Origin of the sequence: Acinetobacter sp. CE-15 (assembly GCF_051059255.1) — a bacterium.
In the GTDB taxonomy this organism is placed as follows: domain Bacteria; phylum Pseudomonadota; class Gammaproteobacteria; order Pseudomonadales; family Moraxellaceae; genus Acinetobacter; species Acinetobacter guillouiae.
The window spans coordinates 4108748-4131404 of sequence record NZ_CP192737.1; the positions used below are offsets into that span (position 1 = coordinate 4108748).

Annotated in this window: 26 protein-coding genes; 10 read left to right on the top strand and 16 right to left on the bottom strand. The window is 39.3% G+C overall.

The annotated features are described in order from the left end of the window. Nucleotides 1-15: 15 nt before the first annotated feature. From ACQ7EO_RS18800 to ACQ7EO_RS18810, 3 genes are all read left to right on the top strand, one after another. Entirely contained in the window at nt 16-504 is a 489-nt protein-coding gene (locus tag ACQ7EO_RS18800) for a YajQ family cyclic di-GMP-binding protein (RefSeq protein ID WP_004717983.1), read from the top strand. 28 nt (nt 505-532) lie between these two features. Next, a complete protein-coding gene (locus ACQ7EO_RS18805; protein ID WP_004717985.1) occupies nt 533-1036 on the top strand; it encodes a DUF4442 domain-containing protein in 504 nt (167 codons plus the stop codon). Nucleotides 1037-1207: 171 nt separating this feature from the next. Beyond that, a complete protein-coding gene (locus ACQ7EO_RS18810; protein ID WP_434278360.1) occupies nt 1208-1729 on the top strand; it encodes a nuclear transport factor 2 family protein in 522 nt (173 codons plus the stop codon). An 81-nt stretch (nt 1730-1810) separates the two neighbouring features. Here ACQ7EO_RS18810 and ACQ7EO_RS18815 read toward each other — a convergent pair whose 3' ends face one another. The 3 genes from ACQ7EO_RS18815 to ACQ7EO_RS18825 all read right to left on the bottom strand — a co-directional run bounded on the left by ACQ7EO_RS18815 (nt 1811) and on the right by ACQ7EO_RS18825 (nt 3582). Further along, the gene (locus tag ACQ7EO_RS18815; RefSeq protein ID WP_154130156.1) at nt 1811-2179 is read right to left on the bottom strand and encodes an acyl-CoA thioesterase; all 369 of its coding nucleotides are present in this window, start codon (nt 2177-2179) and stop codon (nt 1811-1813) included. A 74-nt stretch (nt 2180-2253) separates the two neighbouring features. Then, nucleotides 2254-2685 carry a thioredoxin TrxC gene (gene trxC / locus ACQ7EO_RS18820; RefSeq protein WP_004818833.1) on the bottom strand — a complete coding sequence of 144 codons (432 nt, stop codon included), beginning with the start codon at nt 2683-2685 and terminating at the stop codon, nt 2254-2256. Further along, entirely contained in the window at nt 2686-3582 is an 897-nt protein-coding gene (locus ACQ7EO_RS18825) for an alpha/beta hydrolase (RefSeq protein WP_434278361.1), read from the bottom strand. It lies immediately after the preceding gene. Between the two features lie 126 nt (nt 3583-3708). Here ACQ7EO_RS18825 and ACQ7EO_RS18830 point away from each other — a divergent pair, with 126 nt between their 5' ends. Both ACQ7EO_RS18830 and msrA read left to right on the top strand, forming a co-directional pair. Further along, on the top strand, nt 3709-4047 hold the full coding sequence (locus ACQ7EO_RS18830) for a TIGR01244 family sulfur transferase (protein ID WP_004818831.1): 339 nt from the start codon (nt 3709-3711) through the stop codon (nt 4045-4047). 253 nt (nt 4048-4300) lie between these two features. After that, nucleotides 4301-4822: a peptide-methionine (S)-S-oxide reductase MsrA gene (gene msrA, locus ACQ7EO_RS18835; RefSeq protein ID WP_004818830.1), complete on the top strand. Its 522-nt coding sequence runs from the start codon at nt 4301-4303 to the stop codon at nt 4820-4822. A gap of 114 nt (nt 4823-4936) precedes the next feature. Here msrA and ACQ7EO_RS18840 read toward each other — a convergent pair whose 3' ends face one another. From ACQ7EO_RS18840 to ACQ7EO_RS18860, 5 genes are all read right to left on the bottom strand, one after another. Further along, on the bottom strand, nt 4937-5341 hold the full coding sequence (locus ACQ7EO_RS18840) for an ExbD/TolR family protein (RefSeq protein ID WP_004717995.1): 405 nt from the start codon (nt 5339-5341) through the stop codon (nt 4937-4939). Further along, entirely contained in the window at nt 5341-5964 is a 624-nt protein-coding gene (locus ACQ7EO_RS18845) for a MotA/TolQ/ExbB proton channel family protein (RefSeq protein ID WP_004818829.1), read from the bottom strand. The genes ACQ7EO_RS18840 and ACQ7EO_RS18845 overlap by 1 nt, the downstream gene beginning before the upstream one ends. A 31-nt stretch (nt 5965-5995) precedes the next feature. Next, nucleotides 5996-6820, bottom strand: a complete 825-nt coding sequence (locus ACQ7EO_RS18850) for an energy transducer TonB family protein (protein ID WP_004818828.1) — start codon at nt 6818-6820, stop codon at nt 5996-5998. Nucleotides 6821-7041: 221 nt separating this feature from the next. Beyond that, nucleotides 7042-7908, bottom strand: a complete 867-nt coding sequence (purU, locus tag ACQ7EO_RS18855) for a formyltetrahydrofolate deformylase (RefSeq protein WP_434278362.1) — start codon at nt 7906-7908, stop codon at nt 7042-7044. Between the two features lie 85 nt (nt 7909-7993). Further along, complete coding sequence (locus ACQ7EO_RS18860) at nt 7994-8686, bottom strand: TetR/AcrR family transcriptional regulator (RefSeq protein ID WP_034611676.1); 693 nt, start codon at nt 8684-8686, stop codon at nt 7994-7996. A 111-nt stretch (nt 8687-8797) separates the two neighbouring features. Here ACQ7EO_RS18860 and ACQ7EO_RS18865 point away from each other — a divergent pair, with 111 nt between their 5' ends. The 4 genes from ACQ7EO_RS18865 (at nt 8798) to ACQ7EO_RS18880 (ending at nt 12717) form a co-directional block, all read left to right on the top strand. Continuing rightward, nucleotides 8798-10246 (top strand): coniferyl aldehyde dehydrogenase, encoded by a 1449-nt coding sequence (locus ACQ7EO_RS18865; RefSeq protein WP_016539261.1) that lies wholly within the window; start codon nt 8798-8800, stop codon nt 10244-10246. Nucleotides 10247-10411: 165 nt separating this feature from the next. Continuing rightward, complete coding sequence (gene rpmB / locus ACQ7EO_RS18870) at nt 10412-10648, top strand: 50S ribosomal protein L28 (protein WP_000048256.1); 237 nt, start codon at nt 10412-10414, stop codon at nt 10646-10648. Nucleotides 10649-10660: 12 nt separating this feature from the next. After that, nucleotides 10661-10816: a 50S ribosomal protein L33 gene (gene rpmG / locus ACQ7EO_RS18875; protein WP_003654787.1), complete on the top strand. Its 156-nt coding sequence runs from the start codon at nt 10661-10663 to the stop codon at nt 10814-10816. Nucleotides 10817-10998: 182 nt separating this feature from the next. Then, entirely contained in the window at nt 10999-12717 is a 1719-nt protein-coding gene (locus ACQ7EO_RS18880; protein WP_004718008.1) for a cation:proton antiporter, read from the top strand. Nucleotides 12718-12978: 261 nt separating this feature from the next. Here ACQ7EO_RS18880 and ACQ7EO_RS18885 read toward each other — a convergent pair whose 3' ends face one another. The 5 genes from ACQ7EO_RS18885 to ACQ7EO_RS18905 all read right to left on the bottom strand — a co-directional run bounded on the left by ACQ7EO_RS18885 (nt 12979) and on the right by ACQ7EO_RS18905 (nt 17744). Continuing rightward, nucleotides 12979-13257 carry a hypothetical protein gene (locus ACQ7EO_RS18885; RefSeq protein WP_004718010.1) on the bottom strand — a complete coding sequence of 93 codons (279 nt, stop codon included), beginning with the start codon at nt 13255-13257 and terminating at the stop codon, nt 12979-12981. Nucleotides 13258-13365: 108 nt separating this feature from the next. Beyond that, entirely contained in the window at nt 13366-13869 is a 504-nt protein-coding gene (locus tag ACQ7EO_RS18890; protein ID WP_434278365.1) for a DUF6586 family protein, read from the bottom strand. A gap of 221 nt (nt 13870-14090) precedes the next feature. Next, on the bottom strand, nt 14091-14342 hold the full coding sequence (locus ACQ7EO_RS18895; RefSeq protein WP_004718014.1) for an RNA recognition motif domain-containing protein: 252 nt from the start codon (nt 14340-14342) through the stop codon (nt 14091-14093). An 86-nt stretch (nt 14343-14428) separates the two neighbouring features. Further along, nucleotides 14429-16420, bottom strand: coding sequence for an ATP-dependent helicase (locus tag ACQ7EO_RS18900; RefSeq protein ID WP_434278367.1), 1992 nt, complete (start codon nt 16418-16420; stop codon nt 14429-14431). A 187-nt stretch (nt 16421-16607) separates the two neighbouring features. Continuing rightward, a complete protein-coding gene (locus tag ACQ7EO_RS18905) occupies nt 16608-17744 on the bottom strand; it encodes a glycerate kinase family protein (RefSeq protein ID WP_434278368.1) in 1137 nt (378 codons plus the stop codon). A 99-nt stretch (nt 17745-17843) separates the two neighbouring features. Here ACQ7EO_RS18905 and ACQ7EO_RS18910 point away from each other — a divergent pair, with 99 nt between their 5' ends. Beyond that, nucleotides 17844-18293, top strand: coding sequence for a carboxymuconolactone decarboxylase family protein (locus tag ACQ7EO_RS18910; RefSeq protein ID WP_434279636.1), 450 nt, complete (start codon nt 17844-17846; stop codon nt 18291-18293). A gap of 187 nt (nt 18294-18480) precedes the next feature. Here ACQ7EO_RS18910 and ACQ7EO_RS18915 read toward each other — a convergent pair whose 3' ends face one another. From ACQ7EO_RS18915 to topA, 3 genes are all read right to left on the bottom strand, one after another. Continuing rightward, a complete protein-coding gene (locus tag ACQ7EO_RS18915) occupies nt 18481-19044 on the bottom strand; it encodes an HdeD family acid-resistance protein (RefSeq protein WP_004718021.1) in 564 nt (187 codons plus the stop codon). Between the two features lie 137 nt (nt 19045-19181). Next, nucleotides 19182-19940, bottom strand: coding sequence for a hypothetical protein (locus ACQ7EO_RS18920; protein WP_434278369.1), 759 nt, complete (start codon nt 19938-19940; stop codon nt 19182-19184). 70 nt (nt 19941-20010) lie between these two features. Next, a complete protein-coding gene (topA, locus tag ACQ7EO_RS18925) occupies nt 20011-22653 on the bottom strand; it encodes a type I DNA topoisomerase (protein ID WP_004818820.1) in 2643 nt (880 codons plus the stop codon). Nucleotides 22654-22657: the final 4 nt, after the last annotated feature.

Genomic DNA, 22657 nt, shown 5'->3' on the forward strand with positions numbered 1-22657 from the left:
GTAAAGGTCTAAACTATGCCATCTTTCGATATTGTTTCAGAATTAGAGATTTTTGAAGTAAATCATGCTGTTCAAAACACACAAAAAGAAATTGCAACACGCTTTGACTTCCGTGGTCAGGACGTTTCAATCGAAATTAATGAAAAAGCCAAAGAAATTAAAATTTCAACTGAAAGTGATTTCCAGTGTGAACAAGTCTATAGCATGCTTGAAAATCATTTCTTTAAACGTAAAATCGATATTCAAGCCCTTGATCCACAAAAAATGACGGCTTCAGGTAAAAATATTGTGCAAGTGATCAAGCTTAAAGATGGACTTGACTCAGATACCGCAAAAAAAATTAATAAAGCCATTAAAGAAAGTGGCGTCAAAGTGCAATCTTCTATCCAAGGTGACAAGATACGTGTAACTGATAAAAAGCGCGATACATTACAGCAAGTTATGGCATTTTTAAAAGAACAACAATTCGGTGTACCTTTACAATTTAATAACTTCAAAGACTAAGGTCTTTAGCAACACTATAGGTTAAGACATGACTCAGACCAACCGTTTATCTAAACTTGTGAAAGCGACTTCTAAATTCCCTAAAGGCATTCGTAGTACGCTCTGGAGTAAGGCGTTTGGTCGAGTTGTGCCTATGGTGGGCACAGCCAATATTAAGTACCTAGAAGTCAGTCATTCAAAAGTTGTGGTGGAAATTAAAAACCACCGTGCTATGCAAAACCATATTGGACAATTACACGCTGTTGCAATGGCGCTGATTGCTGAAACAGCAACAGGCTTTGTCACAGGTATGAATGTTCCTGATAGTTCAATTGTATTGATCAAAAGCATGCATATTGAATATAAACGACCGTCTAAAGGTGATATGACAGCAACAGCGACATTGAGCAAAGAACAAATTTTAGAAATGCAAAGCTCTGAAAAAGGTGAAACACTGGTTCCAGTCACCATTATGGATGAGTCTGGAAAAGAGCCTGTCGAATGCCAAATGGTGTGGGCGTGGGTGTCAAAAGAACGCCTAAAAAAGAAATAAATACAAATCTGTAAATGTAAATAAAACTTACTGTTTAGTTAGTATAAAATTTACCAAAGTACAAATAATGAGTGACGATTATTCACTATATTCATGCTTACTTACTCATCAAGATGGTGTTATTTCCACCACCATCTTGAACTATTGAGACTTGAACTATAGAGGATAATCATGCGATCAGCTACGCCAAGAAAAATTATTGCACTCAGCCTCATTCTAAGCCCTATTTTGTTTCTCACTGCATGTGCCCAAAATCCAAGTCACGTTGCTACTGCTGCAAAGGGCAACACATTAGCAGTGAATTCAACCACCCAACAAGCGCAACAAAATAAAGCCATTGTGACTGATTTTTATGAAGGTGTATTTCAAAAGCATCAAGTTAAAGCATATGCAGATCGTTATATTGGTGACCGATATATCCAACACAATCCGCGTGTTCCAGATGGTAAAGCGCCCTTTGTAAATCACTTTACCCAGTATTTCCAAAAAAATCCTGAAGCAAAAAGTGTAATCAAACGTGCTGTCGCAGAAGGAAATTTAGTATTTTTACACGTTCATTCAGCTCAAAATCCACAAGATCGTGGTGTTGCAATTGTCGATATCTTTAGAGTCGAAAATGGAAAAATTGTTGAACACTGGGATGTACAACAAGCTGTTCCAGAATCAAGCGCCAACAGCAATACCATGTTTTAACACAATATTTAAATCAAACGATCTAAGCACCTATTCCATAAAAAAATCCCAAACAATGTTGGGATTTTTTATCTTGAGCATTTAAGCACTTTGCGAAGCTAAATACTTCTGCTTTACATCTTCAGGAATTTGGCGTTTATTTCCCGCAACATCTACAGCAACAAAAGTAAATACACCTGCGGTAACACGCTTGGCAGCACGAGAACTGTCATGACTATCCCAAACTTCGATCTGCATTTGAATCGATGTATTACCGACCTTTAAAAGCTTGGTATAACAACTGATCACATCCCCCACTTTTACGGGAACAAGAAAAGTCATCTGATTAATCGAAATCGTTGCACAACGCCCTTTACTAAAGCGTTCTGCATGAATTGCACCAGCCAAATCCATTTGTGAAACAATCCAACCACCAAAAACATCACCACTCCAGTTTGTATCTGCTGGCATTGCGATGGTTTGTAAAGACAGTGTACCTTCAGGTTTTACATGAGAATCTGACACAATAACTCCGAGCCCGTGAATTACTTATGGGCATTCAATTGTTGATCTAACCATTCTTGTAATTGGTTAGCACGTAACGCACCACTTATTCTAGCAACTTCCGTGGTTTTATTCATTAAAACCAAGGTTGGAATGCTGCGAATATTAAATGCACTACTTAACCGTGGATTCGCTTCAGTATCAATTTTAGCAAAAACCACATGGGGGTTATTTTTTGCAACTTCAGCAAAATGCGGTGCCATCATTTTACAAGGACCACACCACTCTGCCCATAAATCAATCATAATTGGCAAATCACTATGGCTGACAAAGTTACTGAAATTTTGTTCATTTAACTCAATAGGAGCAAGTGTAATCAAATTTTGATGACATTGACCACAAGTGGGTTGAGCATTTAATTTATCTTCGGGAACTCGGTTTTTTGCGCCACATGATGGACATACAATAATCATCTAGCTCACTCCAATATGTTGATGTAAAAACTCTAATTGGGTCAAAATTGATTTTTCCAACCATTTCCCATGATAAATATCAAAATGCGCCATATCCCATTCATGATATTGTACAAAAGGTGCAATATTTGTCGCCGTTTCCCGACTAGATTCAATCGGGATAAAACTGTCTTTTTTAGCTGCAATAAATAGCACAGGAATATTAATACTTCTGACGGTCTGAATTGGTCTAAAACGAATTAAATTAAAAAATACCCGTGCTGGAACTTCCCCACTCCAAAAATAGTCTGGATTTACAATCGACATATAGCCTTTATAACTATCTTTGGTCGGAATAAAGCATAAATCAAAGGGGTGCACCACAGGTAAGGTTCGTGGAAGCATGCCAACTTTTGCCCCCATATAATCTTGACTGGATATTTTTAATGCCTTGGGTAACTGTTGAATTGGAAATAATTTTGCAGTTTCTGCCCCATCCACATAAGGCACTTGCACCATAATGGCTTGGACACTTTTTAGCTCACTTGCAAGGTTTAGTACATAGCCGCCACTCAAAGAGGTCCCCCAAAGCACTATTTTTTTTGGATTAATTTTCTTTTGTGTTGCAACATAACTGACCACAGTTTTCCAATCATCCAACTGATTTTGCAATGAAATCAGTTCACGAGGAAAGCCTGTACTTCCTCCCCAAAAACGATAATCAAACAGTACAACTGCATAGCCTGCCTGTGCAATTTTTTGCGCATAGCTCACCAACTTAAATTGTCTTAAACATGCAAATCCATGAGCCATAATAATAACAGCAGGTTTTTTTAGATTTTTAGGTCGATAAAAATCAGCCGCTATGACTTCTTGTCCAATGGGAATATATAGTGGTTCAACTGTATATGCGTACATACACACTCCATTGCGTTATCTTTTATAGATATTTCTTTTATAAATCTTTTATCGTTCAAACTCAGTTCTGAGCTTAATGCTATTATATATAGCATATTGGATTTTAAATCATATAGGAGTGACGAAATGAGTGAAAATGTTGGTTTTGCTGGTCAAATTGGTCCAGAACATATTGCTCAAGTGGCAGAAAAAGGCTTTAAGTCTGTAATGAATAATCGTCCTGATTTGGAAGGCGGAACGGAACAGCCTACAAGTGCTCAAATTGAAGAAGCTGCACGTGCTGCAGGTTTGGACTATGTATTTCTACCTGTCGTTGCTGGTCAAATCACAGAAGTTGATGTCAGAACCTTTGCCAACCGCTTTAACGAGCTTCCAAAACCAGTACTCATGTTTTGTCGTACAGGGAATCGTTCAAATAACCTCTATCAAATTGCAAAACAAATGGATTTATTAGACGACGAATAAATTCTCATGAATATAGAAGGCATTCTATTGAATGTCTTTTGGTTCACCTTAAATAGAAAAGCTTAAGTTTTTACAGCAATTCGAATAGATTGCGCTTTTAAAATTTTGCAACAATTTAAACAGATCTGTTTAGTGAATCAAACAGCTATTGTACCTATGCTTAAATGGTTATATGACAAACTAAGCAAGTTCACGATATGATCTTTGGCATCGTTTCGTCTTTTCTATAATTTAAAAATAAAGGGATCTTCACATGCAACAGGCTCTATTTGGTGGTGGCTGCTTTTGGTGTACCGAAGCCGTATTTTTACAACTCAAAGGTGTCAATCACGTTGTCAGTGGTTATGCTGGCGGGCATACTCCCAATCCAACTTATGAAGCAATTTGTAATGGGGATACCAATCATGCTGAAGTGATTTTGATTGAATTTGATGAACAACAAATCAATTATCAACAATTACTCACGGTTTTTTTTGCAATTCATGATCCAACCACATTAAACCGCCAAGGCAATGATATTGGAACACAATATCGTTCGGTGATTTATTACTTCAATGAGCAGCAAAAACTTGAATCTGAACAATTTATTGAGCAGCTCAAAGCAGATGGTTTAAATATTGTGACTGAACTCAGTCCAGCACCCACCTTCCATCCTGCCGAAGAATACCATCAAAACTTCTTTGCCCGTAATCCTGCGCAAGGTTATTGTAATTTTGCCATTCCACCAAAATTACTCAAACTCCATAGCCAATTTCAAGATCTTTTAAAAGACTAAGATCACTGAAATAGTTCACTTTATGCAACAAAAGTGAAGTAACCCAATAGTTAAAATATCAACATAAAAAAACCTCCTTAAAAGGAGGTTTTCAAATATTTGTAATTATTTAAATTAATTATCACTCATAAAGGCAAGATCATTTAATCCTGCTTCACTTGCACGAGACATCACTTGTGCAACGGTATCATAGCGAGATTCTTTATCCGCTCTCAACTGTACAGCTGGTTTTACTGGCTTTTGACCTTCTTCATCAAATCGTTTAGCCAATTCATCTAAAGTAATGACTTTATCATTCCAAGCCACATCGCCATTCTGATTGATACTGATGGTAATTGCTTCAGGTGGAGGCGCGATTACTTCAGCAGTGGTCTTTGGTAAAGTTAATGGTATCGATGGGTTAGCAACGGTGGCTGTCACCAAGAAGATGATCATCAATACCAACATAATATCGATCAGCGGAATGAGATTCATCTCATTCATGCCAGAATCGTTGTCTTCTCCCAATTGAAAAGCCATTAAGCTTGACCTCCAACTAAACCTTTATTGGTAGATTCAGATTCAACTTTTTGCGTTGAAGAATCTTGTTGTAACATCGTATCAATTAACAAACCATGTGCTTGATCTTGCAACTCATTTGACAATGTACGGTTAAAACGTACGCAAATGTTATATGCCAATACCGCTGGAATCGCAACAGCAAGACCTAGACCGGTCATGATCAATGCCTCACCAACTGGCGTTGCAACTTGAGCTAAACCTGCTTGACCACTTTTACCTACAGCAACAAGTGCATGGAAGATTCCCCATACTGTACCAAATAAACCAACAAATGGTGCAAGTGAAGCAATCGTTCCTAAAACTGAAACACCTTTTTCAGCATTGGCCTTTTCTGCTGAGATTTGACGGAGTAAAGCTTGTTCTGCAACCGCTTTACGTTGATCAAAGCTTAATGGCGCAAGCTTGGCTTTTAATGCTTTTAAAGCCTGAGCAAGGTGATCCTGAGCAACCTGCTTGAGTTGACGCGTGCCTAAAATACGCAAAATGAACACAGTCCACGTTGCAATAGACATTGCCAATAACACGAAATACAGTGTCTTACTGACCGCATCAGCATGTTGCCAATAAACTGAAAAGTTCATATGCACATTTCCTAATTCTTAAAAAAATTATTTACTTTTTAGAGACCGACAATGCAAAATCTTGCCTAATTTTAAATGGTACACCCGCACCATTTTCTCTATAAGCTTTAAATTTTGCAGATTGAGTCTGCTTAACAACATAACTATCTAAACTTGAATTACCGCTAGATTGAAGAATACGGACATTGGTAATATTTCCGCCCGCATCCGCAGTAATTTCTAGATTCACAACCTTTGTTCCATCTTCTGGAGACATCAGTTTAAGTAATTGCTCTTTTGCGATACGTGGACTACGACTCCAAGACACCTGACCTTCATTTACATTACGCGGCGTGTTTCTTTGCTCTTGATCACGACGTTGACGATCGCGCTCATCTTGCTCACGTTTTTGACGATCACGTTCATCTTGTTCACGTTTCTGCTGTTCCGCACGCTTCTGATCATCTTGACGTTTTTGCTCATCTTGACGTGCCTTATCCTGCTTCTGTTGCTCTTCTAAACGCTTTTGTTCTTCAAGCTTTCTTGCCCGATCATCATTTTCTACAGGTTTTTTCTGCTCAATGATTTTTGGCTTAACCACAGGTTTAGGCTCAACTTTCTTCTCTATAGGTTTCGGTTGAACTTTAGGTTTGATGGGTTCAGATGGAGGAGGTGGCGGTGGTGGAACATCTTCTTTTAACTTTAAAAATTTGATTTTTAAAGGTTCTTTCTTTATTTGAGGCAGTTCAAATGGTTTCATATGACTTACCCCCCACAACACACCTACGTGCCCGACAACAACTGCTAACACTGCAGCAAGGACTTTTTTCTTCATCGGTGGTGGCGTTTGAAGTGGTGCAATGGAAGACTGACTCATAAGAATCTAAATACCTAAAATTGAGCAAACTACAAAAAATTATTCAGTTTGTAGATTAAGCTCATCGGATAGAACAATTAAAGTGCAACAATGATAAATGAGAAGTGTTTTCATTTGCAACTGGTTTTTCAATGTTTTTAATCGATTTTACAAATTAAAAATAAAAAAAAGATGCATAAAGCATCCTTTTTTACTACTCATATTAAATGAATATTCACATGTTATTGAAAAACAACAGTCTTATTGCCATCGACAATAATACGGTCTTCTAGATGCCATTTTACCGCTCTAGCAAGTACGTTACGTTCAACGTCTTGGCCTAATTCACGCAGTTGTTCCACAGTAAAATCGTGGTTTACTCGTTCTACATCTTGCTCAATGATTGGACCTTGATCCAGATCAGCCGTCACATAATGCGCTGTTGCGCCAATCAATTTAACGCCTTTTTCATAAGCCTGTTTATATGGATTTGCCCCCACAAAAGCAGGTAAAAATGAGTGATGAATATTGATCACTTTCATTTCCCACTTTTGTACAAACTCTTCATCGAGAATTTGCATATAACGCGCGAGAACCAATAAATCATTCCCTTGCATTAACTCATCGATCTTTGTATAGGCTTCACGTTTATTTTCTTTGTTGACTGGAACCACATAGAAAGGGATACCAAAGTTTTCTACTGATTCGCGTAAGTCTTCATGGTTTGAAACCACTTGAGTAATTTCACAAGGTAAGCCACCACGAGAATGGCGCCACAACAACTCAAGCAAAGCATGGTCAACTTTAGACACCAAGATACCAACTTTTTTAATGTCGCTCACCAAAGCTAAACGCCAATGCATACTATAACGTTCAGCCACATTGGTTGCGAAAGTTTGAATGAGACTCTCACGACGGGATTGCAAATGATCAAGTTCAAACTCAACACGCATAAAATAACGCCCGCCCTGAGCTTCAGTTGCGTATTGATCAAGCGCAGTAATGTTCGCGCCCTGATGATACAAAAAGCTCGATACAGCTTGCACGATTCCTGGCTTGTCTTCACAAGTAATCAGTAGACGTGCTGTGTTGGCAGTAGTCATGTTCATGTTGATGGATATCACTTATAAGTTAATTTAAAAAACAGCCGAATATTTTAACGCTTTTTCATCAGCTTTCAATCTTGATTCAGCATCAATCGCGTTTTACCGCAGATAAACTGGCAAATAATTCCGAAGAACCGAAGCTTTCTAGCAAACGTTCATAGGTTTCACGACTTTCGCCACGTAAATAAGGACCTTCTAAAAACACCATCTGGCGCAATGCTTGCCAAATCCATTTTTCATCTAAATGATTGGAATCACTTAAATGCCCAGACATATACAGGAAGTTGGTCCAGTTGGTCAGGACAATCCAAATATTGATGATGAGTGCTTCAATTTCAGAAGGTGTCATCTGCATCAGTCCCGCTTCAACAAAGGCATGATAAATTTTTTGCCCTTGTTGCATCACCTTGCCAGCAAAGCGAGGATAAATTTTTCTAAAGTCGTCGTTATTTTCAATTAAATGATAAACATCACGATGTAGAAAGCGATATTCCCATAGCTGACTGCTTAAAACTTGGAAATAACGGATTTTATCATTGGCATTGACTCCACGGTCATCGGGTAATGACAGCATATCTAAAGTTTCTTTTTGGTATTGTTCCATCAATTCTTTGATGATTTCTTGTTTGTTTCGAAAATGATAATACAAATTTCCAGGACTGATCCCAAGCTCTGCTGCAATATGATTCGTTGTAACTGCACGTTCGCCGCGCTCATTAAAAAGTTGCAGACTAATCTGCAAAATTCGGTCTTTCGTTTTCAAAGTTTTGGAGCTCGACATCCTATTACCATTTTTAACCGTTAGCACAAGCTAACATAAAGTGACTTGACTATTTAGAGTATTTACTCTAAAAATTATATTATATTAACCTATTCGTAAATGGTGTTTGTCATGAACAGTCATACAAAAACAAATTCAATGACTTCTTACTCACCTGAAGTTCAACGTATGCATGACATTCTTGAACAACAGAAAGTCGCTTATCAACGCTACCCTGTTCCTACAGCAAAGGAACGTATTGAACGTTTAGCTCGCTTAAAGAAAGTTCTGGTAAAATACCAAGATCAATTTGCAGAAGCAATCAATCAAGACTACGGCAATCGTTCAATCAGCGAAACTAAAATTGGTGAACTACTCACATGTTTAGAACAAATTAAATATTATAGCAAGCATTTAACAGCATGGATGAAACCATCTAAGCGCCATGTGTCTATCTTACACCAACCAGCCAAAGCTTGGGTGCAATATCAGCCTTTAGGTGTGATTGGAATTATTGCACCATGGAACTATCCATTGTTACTTTCTGTTGGCCCACTGATTTGTGCGCTGGCTGCCGGAAATCACGCAATACTCAAAATTTCAAGTTCATCTTCTAATTTTGGCTTCGTACTTGAAAATGCTCTCTCAGAAGCATTTCCACAAGAATTGGTTGCCGTGGTGAATGGCGGTGGTCAAATTTCCGATGCATTTTCACATTTAGCATTCGATAAAATCATTTTCACTGGCTCTACCAATGTCGGTAAAACCGTGATGTCTGCTGCTGCCGAAAATCTAGTGCCTGTTATTCTTGAGCTTGGTGGTAAATCACCTGTAATCGTACACCCTTCAAGCGATCTCAATCTGGTCGCTGAACGTATTGCTTTTGGTAAATTGTGGAACTCTGGTCAAACCTGTGTAGCACCAGACTATATGTTCCTACCTAGAGGAAAAACTGCCGAGTTTATTGAAAGCTTTAAACAAGCTGCAACAACAATGTACCCGACGATTCGTGATAATCAAGATTACACCAGCATCATCAACGATAAGCAGTACAACCGTGTTCAAGGTTATTTAGAGGATGCACGTCAACAAGGCGCTGAGTTGATTGAAATCAATCCTCAAAATGAAGAATTAGCGAGTGTACGTAAAATTGCCCCAACATTCTTAACAGGTGTTCTACCTACAATGGACATTATGAAGAATGAAATCTTTGGTCCAGTGCTTCCAATTATGGAATATGATCAAATTGACGATGTAATTGACTTTATTAATGGCAGACCGCGTCCACTTGCTTTATACTATTTCGACTTTGACAATGCCCGCGCAGAATACGTTTCTCAACGTACCCATTCTGGGCATTTCGGTCAAAATGCCGTAGTTACCCATGTTGCACAAGACGATTTACCATTTGGTGGCGTTGGTGCATCTGGCATGGGCAAATATCATGGCCCAGAAGGTTTCTTTGGTTTATCACATGAGCGTTCAGTAATGTCTATTCCTAAGCTATTTAGCTTAAAATTCATATTAGCGCCTTATGACAAAGCCCTAAATAAGATTTTAGAGAAAACTTTCTTACGCTAACTGATCAAGGCATGATCTATCAAATTAGATCATGTTGCGTTTTGACGAATTCCGCTTGTCTTTTAAGCGGAATTTTGGTATAAAACGCCCCTTGAATGAATTCAATCCGTTTTATTTTGACTGGCCATACAGATTTGCTGTTGGCTAAATCAATGGAGTTACACCATGTCTAAGGTTTGCCAAGTTACCGGCAAGCGTCCAGTCGTTGGTAACAACGTCTCACACGCCAACAACAAAACTAAACGCCGGTTCGAGCCGAACCTGCATCACCACCGTTTCTGGTTAGAAAGCGAAAAACGTTTTGTACGTCTTCGTCTAACCACTAAAGGTATGCGTATTATCGACAAATTGGGCATTGAAAAGGTTGTTGCTGACCTTCGTGCTCAAGGTCAAAAGATCTAAGGAGTCTGAACCATGCGTGATAAAATTCGCTTAGTTTCTACTGCTGGTACAGGTTATTTCTATACCACTACTAAGAACAAACGTACTATGCCGGAAAAAATGGAAATCAAAAAATTTGATCCAAAAATCCGTCAACACGTAATCTTCAAAGAAGCTAAAATTAAATAATTTTAGTTTTCTTAAAAAATACGATCCATTTGGGTCGTTTTTTTTGCCTTTTTTTTCTTCGACTTGTTAAACTCTTTAGCGAATTTGGCACTGATTGTGCATTTTATATGGCTTTATACAAAGTCATTACCTTAAGAAATGATTTTTTGAATGATTTCTCCTGAAGATTTAAGGAGTATTTAGTGCCTCATGATGTAGATCTGATTATTTTACTTGCAGTTGGTTTTGGTATAGCCCTGATCTTTGGCTATATCGCTGCACGATTACGCCTGCCACCTTTGATTGGTTATTTAATTGCGGGAATTATCATCAGCCCCAATACCCCAGGTGTTGTTGCAGACATCGCGCTGGCCAATCAGCTTGCTGAATTAGGCGTCATGTTCTTGATGTTCGGTGTCGGGATGCATTTTTCCCTCAACGATTTAATGCAAGTCCGAAAAATTGCCCTCCCTGGTGCAATTTTACAAATCGCGGTTGCGACCTTACTGGGTATGGCAGTTTCCATCTTTTGGGGCTGGAGCTTTGGCTCTGCACTGGTCTTTGGCTTAAGTTTATCCTGTGCGAGTACGGTGGTTTTACTCAAAGCATTAGGTGACAAAGGACTGCTTAACTCGGTGAATGGTAAGATTGCCGTTGGCTGGTTGCTGGTCGAAGATCTGGTCATGGTTTTAGTCTTGGTTCTACTGCCTGCAACAGCTGTACTTTTAGGCGGACATCCTATTGCAGGACATGAATCTGATCAAAACATTTGGTTAACACTCGGCATCACCCTATTAAAAGTAACTGGTTTTATCGCCTTTATGCTCATCATTGGCAAACGCCTTGTGCCAATGATTATGCAATATGTGGCACGTTTAGGCTCTAGAGAGCTTTTTACTTTAACCGTAGTCGCAGCAGCAGTTTCAATCGCTTATGGCTCATACGCAATCTTCGGCGTTTCTATGGCACTTGGAGCGTTCTTTGCCGGAATGGTGGTTAAAGAATCAGATTTTAGTCATCGTGCAGAAGAAGAAACCTTGCCTTTACGCGAAATTTTCTCGATTTTGTTCTTCGTTTCTGTCGGGATGTTATTTGATCCACGTATTATTGTGGAACAGCCTCTGCATATTTTAGCAGTCATTGCCATTATTATGATTGGTAAGACGCTGGCCGCCATGGCATTGGTGTTATTTTTCCGTTATCCCATCAATACAGCATTAACAGTGGGCGCCAGTTTGGCACAAATTGGAGAGTTCTCCTTTATTCTGGCAACCTTAGGCTTGTCACTGGGATTACTTAGCCCTGAAGCGCAAAACTTAATCTTAGCGGGTGCTTTATTTTCTATCACTCTCAATTCATTTCTATTTTCTGCGATCGAACCTGTACAAAACTGGATCCGTGAACGTTCGCATTTAGCGCGCTTACTTGAGCGTAGCGGTGACCCATTGGCAATGCTTCCAGATGAAGTTGATCAAGCCTATTTACGTGATCAAGTGGTGATCGTTGGTCATGGTGAAGTCGGACGTCGTATTACCAAAACATTGATGGATGATGGCATCAAAGTGGTCATCGCTGAAGAAAACCGTGAAATTGTAGAGAATTTGCGTGAAAAAGGCATCGCTGCGGTTTCTGGCCGAGCAACTGAACCCAGTGTATTGATTCAAGCCCATATCCAACATGCACGGCTATTGGTGATTTCACCGATGGATATTGTAGATATTCATAAAATTGTCGATACAGCCAAGCTGCTTAATCCAGAAATTCAAGTGTTAGTCTGTGCTGAAAATAAAGAAGAAGCTGAAGTGATCCGTAAAGACAATGTCGGTGAAGTGTATTATGCAAAAGAGGAAATGGCGAAAAACATGAGTAATCATATTTTAAACCAGATCCAAATTGCTCATCATCATGAACCAACACATTGAATTCGGCTCATCTTTAAAACGTAGATCTTTAAAACGCAGCTAAAACCACATGACTGTTCTTTGTAGACCTTGGAAAGTCGTGGTGCTTCATTATGTAATGGTATCGATAATGATGTTGGATGGGGGATCGCCACCCCATCAAAGCAGAGATTTAGAACTTCTAGAATTTGATGCCATTTGCGTATGTCAGGTTATTTGCATACAAAGAAAAACGCACTCGAAAGTGCGTTTATTGTATTTATTCTAGAATAAATAAAATCACTAGCTCATAAATTTTGGTTGTTCATCAACAACTTCAGCGTGCCATTCATCTGCCTGTTTTTCAAGTAACGCAAATAATGCAGCTTGAATCATCTGTTGTGCAATCGCTGGCGTTTGATCACCCAGTAGTGCTTTCACTTCTTCATTAAATTGAATAGTGACCAATGGCTCTTTTTCAGAACCTGCATTACGCAGTGCCAGCTCCCCACTTTCGAGCTGTACCAACTCCAAAATAGCTTCCTGATTTCCAAATAACTCTTTTAACTGTTCGATAGACATAAATCCTCCATGCTCAACATGGGGCAAAGTGCTGAATGCACTTTGCATCTTGTAGATATTTTATATAGTCATTTAAAACAAAATTTCAAGTATATCTGATCAAAAAGATCAGAATTCAACCATTTCATTACGAAAACCATCAATAAGTTGCGATAAATCTCGGTGCCACTCTCTTAAAATCTTTGTATCAGGCAACCAAGCTTGTGGTGTTTGCGTCACTTTGATAATTAAGTTTGATGATGTTTCATCCTCTGGTTCTGGCGCACTTGGTTCAGGTGCATATTGACAAAGTCGATACGCTCTTTTGAGTTCAGCAATAAATCCGTCTTTGGCTAATTTTTGCATCACTAAAACTTCTGGTGAGACTTGTCCTTTAGCCGCCATATTTTCTTCGATTGACTTTAAGGTTGGGGAAAAATCATTTAAACGGTAATAACGTACCAACTCTTGCAGAAATGCTAAAACCGCGCCATGTAAATGAAATACTGCTGCTTCACGATGTGCTTGAGCTTGTTGAACATTTTCAGTTTGTTCTCCCTGCATACATGCAAGACGAGCAAAATAAAGTTTTTGATTGGTACGGTCTGCATGAAAGCGAGCTACACGTGACATGGAAGTTCCCTAAGATTTTGGCATTCGTTGCAGTCTTAGCTTAATCTTTATTGAACAAAAATCACAATGAATTTTATCCATGTTGTATGTCAATAAAATAGATAGCGCTCTTTTTTTCAAAAATATCAATTTAAGCTTTTATTTTTATCATGGTTTGACGAGATTACTTAAATACTAAAATAAAAAAAGGAGCAATAAATGCTCCTTAGACTATCTGCCAATTATGCTTCTGGCTTATCTTCCGCTGCTTTTACACGAATTCCATGACCATGTAAGCGCAAGGTATTTAAACCTTTAATCGCTTTAACTGCTTCTCTACCGTGTGGCATTTCAACAAAAGCAAAACCTTTCGATTTACCTGTTGCTGCATCAAGTACTAGAGTACAAGTATCTACTGTACCGTATTGCTTAAATAACTCTAACAATTCAGCTTCAGTTACAGTACGTTCTAAATTACGAACTAAAATTTTCATCTCACAACCTTAAAATATAAACGAGGCAAAAAACATCAAAAAGCACTCGCCTACCTACTTTTTGAATGAAAAACGATTGCTATAGTTTAATCTAGATCTATACCAAAATCTAAATTAATCGCCCGACGTTCGATTAAGGCACTTTTTACAGTTTGCTCTCGCTGTCTATAGTGGGTTTCTGTGCTACATAAATTTCGAGTTAAATCATTGAGAAAATAACTTTCAATCTTACGACCTTGTTCATCTGATTGCGTATGTGCCCAAAAACTTAAATTTTGTTTGGTTAGAATAAGTTCATTTTGCGCGCGTGTTAAAGCCACATAAAGTACACGGCGCTCTTCTTCAACTTCATCGAAATTGCCTTGTGCACGTGCATTTGGGTATTGCCCCGCAGAGACATTTGCCACATAGCAAACCTTTTGTTCTGTGCCTTTAGCAGAATGGATGGTAATTAAAGTCACCACATCATCTTGCGACTGACGCTCAATTTCACTGATTGAAACAGGGTCAAGTACATATTCTTCTAAGAACTCGCTCAGTTGAGTATGTTTAGACGCCAATTGCTTGACCAGATCAAAATCCCCCACCCGTTTATGCCAATCTTTTTTAGCATAATTTTCTTCAAGTTGGTTGAGAATAGCCTCTACACCGAGTTTTACACAGGCTTCAACTTCAGTTTTTAGCACACTCATTTGCTTCATAATCAGCAAGGTATTTTCAGGAATGCGCCCAAACTTTTCTAATTTTTCTGTAATTTTTTCAATATCTGCATCAAGTAAGAGTTGTTGCGCCAGCTTACTCGCACCAACATCACCCACGCCATTCCATAAGGTTAAAAACCGCATCCACGCAATATCATCCAATGGATTGGCAATAACACGCAATAAGCTCAGTAAGTCTTTAACATGTGCTGTTTCAAGTAACTTCATCCCTCCAATAAATCGGTAGGGAACATTGGCTTGGATAAAAGCAGCCTCGATATGCCGTGCAGCAAAGGCTGAACGCACCAACACCATGTGGTCATTCCAAGCTGAACCTTCCAATAAATGCCGTTCTTTGATGTCGATCGCGATCCATTTTGCTTCATCAAACTCATTTGGAAAAACATGCATTCGCGGTTTAATCCCATCACCACGATAAGCTTCTAGTTTTTTATCGTAATGAATCGAACTTTGATCGAGTAACCAGTTTGAAAAATCTAAAATTTCTTGAGTAGAGCGATAATTTTTTTCTAATTTGAAAATCTCTGCATCTGGCACACGCTCTTTAAAATGGTGGATATTTTCAAAATCCGCACCACGAAAACCATAAATCGACTGTGCATCGTCCCCCACGCAGAAGAGTGATGTTTTATCTTTTAATGGTTCAAGAATCGCCCACTGTAGAGGATTGGTATCTTGCATTTCATCAACCAGCATGTACTGACATAAGCCCGCAACATAATCCGCTAAACCATCGGACTGTGCCAAAGCAGACGCAACCACGGCGAGAATATCATCGTAATCTAGAAAACTACGTGCCCGCTTACGTGTTTCGTACTCTTTCATGATTTCTGCGATTTGATCTTTATCGTCTAAAAACTCAGGCAGTTGCTTTTCTAAAGCCAAACTTAGTTTTTGCCGAGTATTACGTGCAAAGGAATATAAATCACAAAGCTGTTGTGGTTTGGGTAAGGCGTTGGGATTCTTTTTATCGTCCTTTCCACGAATCAAACGGAACAACATCAATTGATCATCACGATCTATGATCGAAAATTGATCTAATCCAAAAGCTTTTGGCACGCGTCTGAGTAAATACATGCAAAAGGTATGAAATGTAGATGCGCGCAACCCTTTGGCCTGATCACCTAAAGCAAGTTCTACCCGGGCCACAATCTCGCTGGCAGAACGGCGGGTAAATGTCAAAATTTGGATTTGATTGGCAGGAATGCCTTGATCAATGAGATATGCAGCTCGTGCCACAATGGTTTTGGTTTTGCCACAACCTGCCCCAGCAAGAACTAGACTATGTTTTGTTTCAGTCGTAGCAGCTTGTTTTTGTTGAGGGTTTAATTCATTAATCAGGTTGGCTAAACTCATTTTCACTCATCATTTTATGGATGGCTGCTAGTTTAGCAGAGCTATAGTGAAATTATGCATTTTAACACAAGAATCAAGTCGTGAATTGACGCTTAACTCAGGACATACCAACGAAGAAAAATTCAAGACAATAAAATTTATTGTCCCTAGCAGAGATTAAAGGAGGACTTTTACAATAAAAACCGCCTTATAGTCTTAACAACCGTGCCACACTCTCACAACAGCGTTCTAAATTTTGCTCACCATACTTTAATGCTGTTGCTAAATCACATGCACCATCAACAATACCAAAAATTGCACTAAAGCCTTCTGCATAAAGCTCCTCGACGCCTTCACCGATATGCCCTGCAAAAGCAATCACAGGTTTATTCAACTGCTTGGCAACTTGCGCTACCCCAAAAGGTGTTTTGCCAAACTTGGTTTGAAAATCAATACCACCCTCGCCAGTAAACACATAATCTGCTTGGGCAATTTTTTCCTCAAGTCGGGTTTCTTTAATCACGATTTCCACACCAGAGCCTATTTTTGCACCCGTAAAAGCCATAAGTCCGAAACCCAAACCGCCTGCAGCACCAGCACCCTGTAGATTTGCAACATCAACATTCAACTGTTGTTTCACCAACGCAGCAAAATGATCAAGGTTTTGATCTAAGATCCCAACCATCTCAGCAGTTGCTCCTTTCTGTGGCGCAAAAATAAAAGAAGCACCATTTGGACCACATAATGGATTGTTTACATCACTGGCAATAATAATCTCAGTCGCTTTTAAACGCGCATCGAGTTGTGAAATATCAATGCTTTTGATCTGTTGAAACTGCCCACCACCCACGTCTACAGAATGGTTGTTCTCATCTAAAAATTTTGCCCCTAAAGCCTGTGCCATCCCAGCACCAGCATCATTGGTAACACTACCACCCAGACCAATAATGATTTTACCAACACCCAAATCCAAAGCGGCTTTAATCATTTCCCCTGTACCCAGAGTTGATGTGATTAAAGGATTGCGTTGAGACTTCTCGATCAGATGAATACCGTTTGCCAGCGCCATTTCTATAACAGCTGTTTGACCGTCATCAATTAATCCCCAATAGGTCGATATTCGTTGCTGAGCCAATGGACCAGTGACCTCAACATATACTTTACGACCACTTCGTGCAGCGACCAAAGCATCGACTGTTCCCTCGCCACCATCTGCCATAGGTACATGAATAAACTTTGCATCAGCAATGACTTTTTCAATGCCACGTTGCATTGCAAAACAGGCTTGTTCGGCTGTCATACTTTCTTTAAATGAGTCAGGCGCAAGAACAAAAACTTTAGACATGAGCAAATGTATTTTGGTGAGATTCAAAAATTAACATAACGATTTTTCGAGTATAGATAAACTAATAAATTCATAATTAAGACTAAAGAAATGACAACTATGCAACGTGTAAACCTTGGTAAGACTGCCCCAGAACTATATAAAACGGTCATCGAGCTTGAAAATTTATCTATGCAAAAAGTTCAGCAAGCTGGGCTTGATGTTGGATTCTCTCATTTGCTCAAATTAAGAGCCTCGCAAATTAACCAATGTGCTTTCTGTGTTCGTATGCATACCCAAGATGCAATTAAAGCGGGCGAGTCAACGGATCGTATTGCGCTGATTAGTGCTTGGCGTGAAAGTGAATACTTTACTGAAAAAGAACGAGCGGCTTTAATTTTAATTGAAGAGATCACTTTAATTACCAATCAACATTTTCCAGATAGCGCTTATGAACAAGCTGCACAGCATTTATCCAGTGATGAAATCACGGCGATTGAATGGGTTGCGATTGTAATCAACACATGGAACCGTATCGCTATTTCCAGCCAGTATAAAGTCGCGAAATAAGCTGAGTTTTAACACTTAAATCATTTATCTAGCTAACTTCACGCTTTTTAGGAAGGTTAATTAAGATAAGATTTAACTGAATACTGCTCTAGTTGCATAAATATTTACGCCAAAATGCAAAACGCCTGATCTCATTGATCAGGCGTTTTGTTAAAAGCACATATGATTTAAAACATTAAGTGAAACCTTAATGACTCGCAGGTGGGATTTGTTTAATTGCCGCAGCAAAGGTGAGATAGTTGACTCCTTGGAACAAAATATCCACACCTAAAAATAATCCGAGTACCCAAAAAGGAGAATCTGGTGATGCCAGAATAATTGCACCTGTTGCCAAGGTTAAAAGCCCTGAAAATAATGTCCAGCCCCATCCAGACATTGGTTTCAACATAAATGCATTAAAAATACGAATAAAACCGCCAATCAATAAAGCAATTGCCAGTAAATTGGTTAATACCACTGCAGTGGTAATCGGAGATTTAAACGCATAATAACCCGCTGCGATATACAACACACCAAACAACGCCCAAAGCCAGCGAAAGCCACCATCAAAAATTTTAAATGCTGCAATCAGGTGTAAAACCCCACCAATCATCATTAAAGCACCAAACAATGCAACAACCGTCAATGTTGCCATACCCAGTGAAGCCAATAGCACTAATCCAAAGATCACCAATAAAGCTCCAAGCAGAAGGTACCATTTACGGTTTTCATGGAGTTGATGACGAACTAAATCATTTCCTACAGTACGCATAATTCTTCTCTTGGTTGTTATTCATTCATTTTATTGTTGATCTAATTCAGGTGTTTGTCTGTATAAAATCTGCATCTATACCAGAATAAAGCTTTGTTTGAGCAGAATCTAAGCGATAAACAGCACAGCTCTATACACTACTTCACCCAACCCATTTCTTGTGCAGTGAGTCGACTGATCATGGTATCTTCTAGATCTTCAGGTGTTTTGCTTTTACTTTCTGAAAGCGCAATATAGCCGCCCATAATTTCTGCACGCTGCTGCGGATAACGTGGTTGTTGCTCAGGATTGGCATAGCCCGTCGGATAGAGTGGCTGCCCCGTTGTAAAATCATATTTGTCTTTTGCACCAAAGGTATGCAATAACTCATGTACAAGAACGACTTTATTACTCGAACTTTGCTTTCGTGATGCAAATAAATTCACTGAGCCAATACGCCCACGCTCCAATGCAGTAGAGTGTTTCAATACTTTCTGCAACTTGGGATCATAATAATTTAAATACAGGGTCACCGATGGTGAGCCATCTTCGCCTTGATGCTGTTTCCATGCATAAAATCTAAATTTTAAACTCCACAAAACTGTATCCAAGATACGGCCTGATTCTGGAAACTTAGGTGGCAAGGTATTTAATTCCCGTCCAAGCTGAAAATGAAACGAAATCGGTTGCCCACGAAATGCTTGAGACTGTAAACCTAAATAATGTTCAATTTCCTCAAGATCATCTGTTGAAATTTGCTGAATATAGGCAGATGTGGAGCGTTGACCATCTGCATTGATCGGATGTAATAAAACAACGATTGGCTTGCTCCAATCTTGGTTCATATCACGCCATGCGTTCATTGCAACAATCAACAGAATGACCAGTAAAATACCAACTCGAATCTTTTTCCACATTGAATATATTCTCAATTTTTAATCGCAATAAAAATGCTGACCTAGGCCAGCATTTTTAAATATTTATGGATTAAGCTTCTACCCATTTTCCATCTTGGTAGACCAAAGACCATTTGGTTTGTTTACCTTCTGGAGTTTCTGAACCAATATATTGTGCTTGGTTTTTACGGCTAAACTTAACCAATGTTGGATTACCATCTGGATCTTGATCAGGTGCTTGCAAGATAAACTGATACTTAGGATCAAGTTGATCTGCAACTGAACGTAACTCCGCAACCTTCGGTGCACGTGTTTCGCGTACTTTAGGGAATTTGCTTGCCGCCAAGAATAAACCCGCTGCTCCATCACGTAGAACAAAGTAATCATCATGTTTGACTGAACGTAAATGTTCCATTTTGATTGGGTCGACACGAGGTGGCGCTGGCTGACCATTTTTCAAAACTTTACGGGTATTGTCACAACTCATACAAGCGAAATATGGACCAAAACGACCCGTTTTCAACTGCATCTCGCCATCACATTTATCACATGGAATGGTTGGACCATCATAACCCTTGATTTTGAACTCGCCTTCTTCTAGCTCATAACCATCACAATCTGGGTTATTACCACAAATATGTAACTTGCGACCACCATCAATCACATAGCTGTCCATTGCAGTACCACAGACTGGACAACGTTTTTTCGACATTAAATCAGCAGTTTCAGCACTGTCATCATCAGAAAGTATAGCCAACGACTCAACTGGTGTTAAATTCAACGTCCCTTTACAGCGTTCTTTTGGAGGTAAGTTATAACCAGAACAGCCAAGGAAGACACCCGTCGTCCCTGTACGAATCTGCATCGGGCGTTCACATTCTTTACAGTGAACAGCTTCAACTTCTACAGGTTGATTACGGCGCATGCCGTTTTCGCCCTGTGCTGTGGTTAAACGCTTTTTAAAATCACCATAGAAACTATCTAACAGTTCTTTCCAATTACGTTCACCATCTGCAACTTTATCCAATTGACCTTCCAAATCTGCAGTAAATGCATAATTCATCAGGTTATTAAAGTTCTCGTCTAGACGATCGGTAACAATTTCGCCCATCTTCTCTGCAAAAAGACGGCGATTGTCGAGTTTGACATAACCACGATCTTGAATCGTCGAAATAATCGCAGCATAAGTCGATGGGCGACCGATTCCACGTTTTTCCAATTCTTTTACTAAAGATGCTTCAGTAAAACGTGCAGGTGGTTTAGTAAAGTGTTGAGAAGGATCAAGTTTCTCAAGTTTGAGAATTTCACCCACTTTGACTGCAGGTAATAAAACATCATCATCAGACTTGTTCTGACCACGAACTTTGGTAAAACCATCAAAAACTAAAGTACGACCTTTGGCCTTGAGTTCTACACCATTGGCATCAACCAAAATCGTTGAGGATAAATACTCTGCTGGGGTCATTTGACATGCAACAAATTGACGCCAGATCAAATCATATAAACGTTGTGCATCACGCTCAACACCTGCCAAACTATCGCCTTTTAAGGCAACATTGGAAGGACGAATCGCTTCATGGGCTTCTTGCGCATTGGCTTTATTCCCATAACGATTTGCTTTAGCAGGTAAGTACTTCGCACCAAATTCAGTTTCAATATGATTACGCACCATACTGACAGCATCATCACTCAAGAATGTTGAGTCAGTACGCATATAAGTAATAAAACCAGCTTCATATAAGCGCTGTGCAAGCATCATGGTTTTCTTTACAGAGAAACCTAAACGAGTACTTGCAGCTTGTTGCAAGGTTGAAGTGATATAAGGCGCACTTGGATTGACCTTCGTTGGCTTATCTTCACGTGTTGCAACTTTATATTCAGCATCTTTTAAAATTTTCAATAAAGCATCTGTTTGCGCTTTATTTTGTAATTTTAATGTTTTGCCGCCTTGTTTAACTGCTTCTAAACGAATTTCATCTTTTGCAGAATGAGTGTCTGCAAAAACTTGCCAGTATTCTTCAGGAATAAAGGCACGAATCTCACGCTCACGCTCGACCACCAATTTTACTGCAACCGACTGTACACGCCCAGCAGAGAGACCACGCGCAATCTTTTCCCACAGTAGTGGTGAAACCATAAAGCCCACCACGCGGTCGAGAAAACGACGTGCCTGTTGCGCATTCACACGGTTTAAATCTAGACGTGTAGGTTGTTTAAATGCTTCTTGAATGGCATTTTTAGTAATCTCGTTAAAGACCACACGATGGTAACGGCTATCATCACCACCAATCACTTCTCTTAAATGCCACGCAATCGCTTCTCCTTCTCTATCCAAATCCGTTGCGAGATAGATTTCATCTGCATCTTTGGCTAGTTTTTTGAGTTCAGCGACCACATGTTCTTTGCCGGGAAGCACTTCATATTTGGCTTTCCAACCATGCTCAGGATCGACACCCATACGATTGACTAAAGCGGATTGTGCTTTTTCAGCCTTCTGTTCATCCGTCAATTTGGTACGCGTTGCAGGCTTTTTTTCTGTCGATTTACTTGAACCACCTGTAGGTAAATCACGAACATGACCTACCGAAGACTTCACAATGTAATTTGAGCCTAAATATTTATTAATCGTTTTCGCTTTTGCAGGCGACTCCACAATCACTAATGCACGTTTTTTCCCAGCATCAGGAGAATTTGCTGTTGTGCTTTTGGATGTGGACCGAGGAGCGTTCGCCATAATA

Bases quoted from the DNA above. Each gene is read 5' to 3' on its own strand.
- ACQ7EO_RS18860 (WP_034611676.1), bottom strand. From the start codon at position 8,686: ATGTCGAGCTCCAAAACTTTGAAAACGAAAGACCGAATTTTGCAGATT.
- ACQ7EO_RS18920 (WP_434278369.1), bottom strand. From the start codon at position 19,940: ATGTGGAAAAAGATTCGAGTTGGTATTTTACTGGTCATTCTGTTGATT.
- ACQ7EO_RS18805 (WP_004717985.1), top strand. From the start codon at position 533: ATGACTCAGACCAACCGTTTATCTAAACTTGTGAAAGCGACTTCTAAA.
- ACQ7EO_RS18905 (WP_434278368.1), bottom strand. From the start codon at position 17,744: ATGTCTAAAGTTTTTGTTCTTGCGCCTGACTCATTTAAAGAAAGTATG.
- ACQ7EO_RS18885 (WP_004718010.1), bottom strand. From the start codon at position 13,257: ATGTCTATCGAACAGTTAAAAGAGTTATTTGGAAATCAGGAAGCTATT.
- rpmB (WP_000048256.1), top strand. From the start codon at position 10,412: ATGTCTAAGGTTTGCCAAGTTACCGGCAAGCGTCCAGTCGTTGGTAAC.
- ACQ7EO_RS18840 (WP_004717995.1), bottom strand. From the start codon at position 5,341: ATGGCTTTTCAATTGGGAGAAGACAACGATTCTGGCATGAATGAGATG.
- ACQ7EO_RS18825 (WP_434278361.1), bottom strand. From the start codon at position 3,582: ATGTACGCATATACAGTTGAACCACTATATATTCCCATTGGACAAGAA.
- ACQ7EO_RS18810 (WP_434278360.1), top strand. From the start codon at position 1,208: ATGCGATCAGCTACGCCAAGAAAAATTATTGCACTCAGCCTCATTCTA.
- rpmG (WP_003654787.1), top strand. From the start codon at position 10,661: ATGCGTGATAAAATTCGCTTAGTTTCTACTGCTGGTACAGGTTATTTC.
- ACQ7EO_RS18800 (WP_004717983.1), top strand. From the start codon at position 16: ATGCCATCTTTCGATATTGTTTCAGAATTAGAGATTTTTGAAGTAAAT.
- purU (WP_434278362.1), bottom strand. From the start codon at position 7,908: ATGAACATGACTACTGCCAACACAGCACGTCTACTGATTACTTGTGAA.
- ACQ7EO_RS18845 (WP_004818829.1), bottom strand. From the start codon at position 5,964: ATGAACTTTTCAGTTTATTGGCAACATGCTGATGCGGTCAGTAAGACA.
- ACQ7EO_RS18910 (WP_434279636.1), top strand. From the start codon at position 17,844: ATGCAACGTGTAAACCTTGGTAAGACTGCCCCAGAACTATATAAAACG.
- ACQ7EO_RS18865 (WP_016539261.1), top strand. From the start codon at position 8,798: ATGAACAGTCATACAAAAACAAATTCAATGACTTCTTACTCACCTGAA.
- ACQ7EO_RS18915 (WP_004718021.1), bottom strand. From the start codon at position 19,044: ATGCGTACTGTAGGAAATGATTTAGTTCGTCATCAACTCCATGAAAAC.
- topA (WP_004818820.1), bottom strand. From the start codon at position 22,653: ATGGCGAACGCTCCTCGGTCCACATCCAAAAGCACAACAGCAAATTCT.
- ACQ7EO_RS18815 (WP_154130156.1), bottom strand. From the start codon at position 2,179: ATGCCAGCAGATACAAACTGGAGTGGTGATGTTTTTGGTGGTTGGATT.
- trxC (WP_004818833.1), bottom strand. From the start codon at position 2,685: ATGATTATTGTATGTCCATCATGTGGCGCAAAAAACCGAGTTCCCGAA.
- ACQ7EO_RS18895 (WP_004718014.1), bottom strand. From the start codon at position 14,342: ATGAAAATTTTAGTTCGTAATTTAGAACGTACTGTAACTGAAGCTGAA.
- ACQ7EO_RS18830 (WP_004818831.1), top strand. From the start codon at position 3,709: ATGAGTGAAAATGTTGGTTTTGCTGGTCAAATTGGTCCAGAACATATT.
- ACQ7EO_RS18890 (WP_434278365.1), bottom strand. From the start codon at position 13,869: ATGTCACGTGTAGCTCGCTTTCATGCAGACCGTACCAATCAAAAACTT.
- ACQ7EO_RS18850 (WP_004818828.1), bottom strand. From the start codon at position 6,820: ATGAGTCAGTCTTCCATTGCACCACTTCAAACGCCACCACCGATGAAG.
- ACQ7EO_RS18900 (WP_434278367.1), bottom strand. From the start codon at position 16,420: ATGAGTTTAGCCAACCTGATTAATGAATTAAACCCTCAACAAAAACAA.
- msrA (WP_004818830.1), top strand. From the start codon at position 4,301: ATGCAACAGGCTCTATTTGGTGGTGGCTGCTTTTGGTGTACCGAAGCC.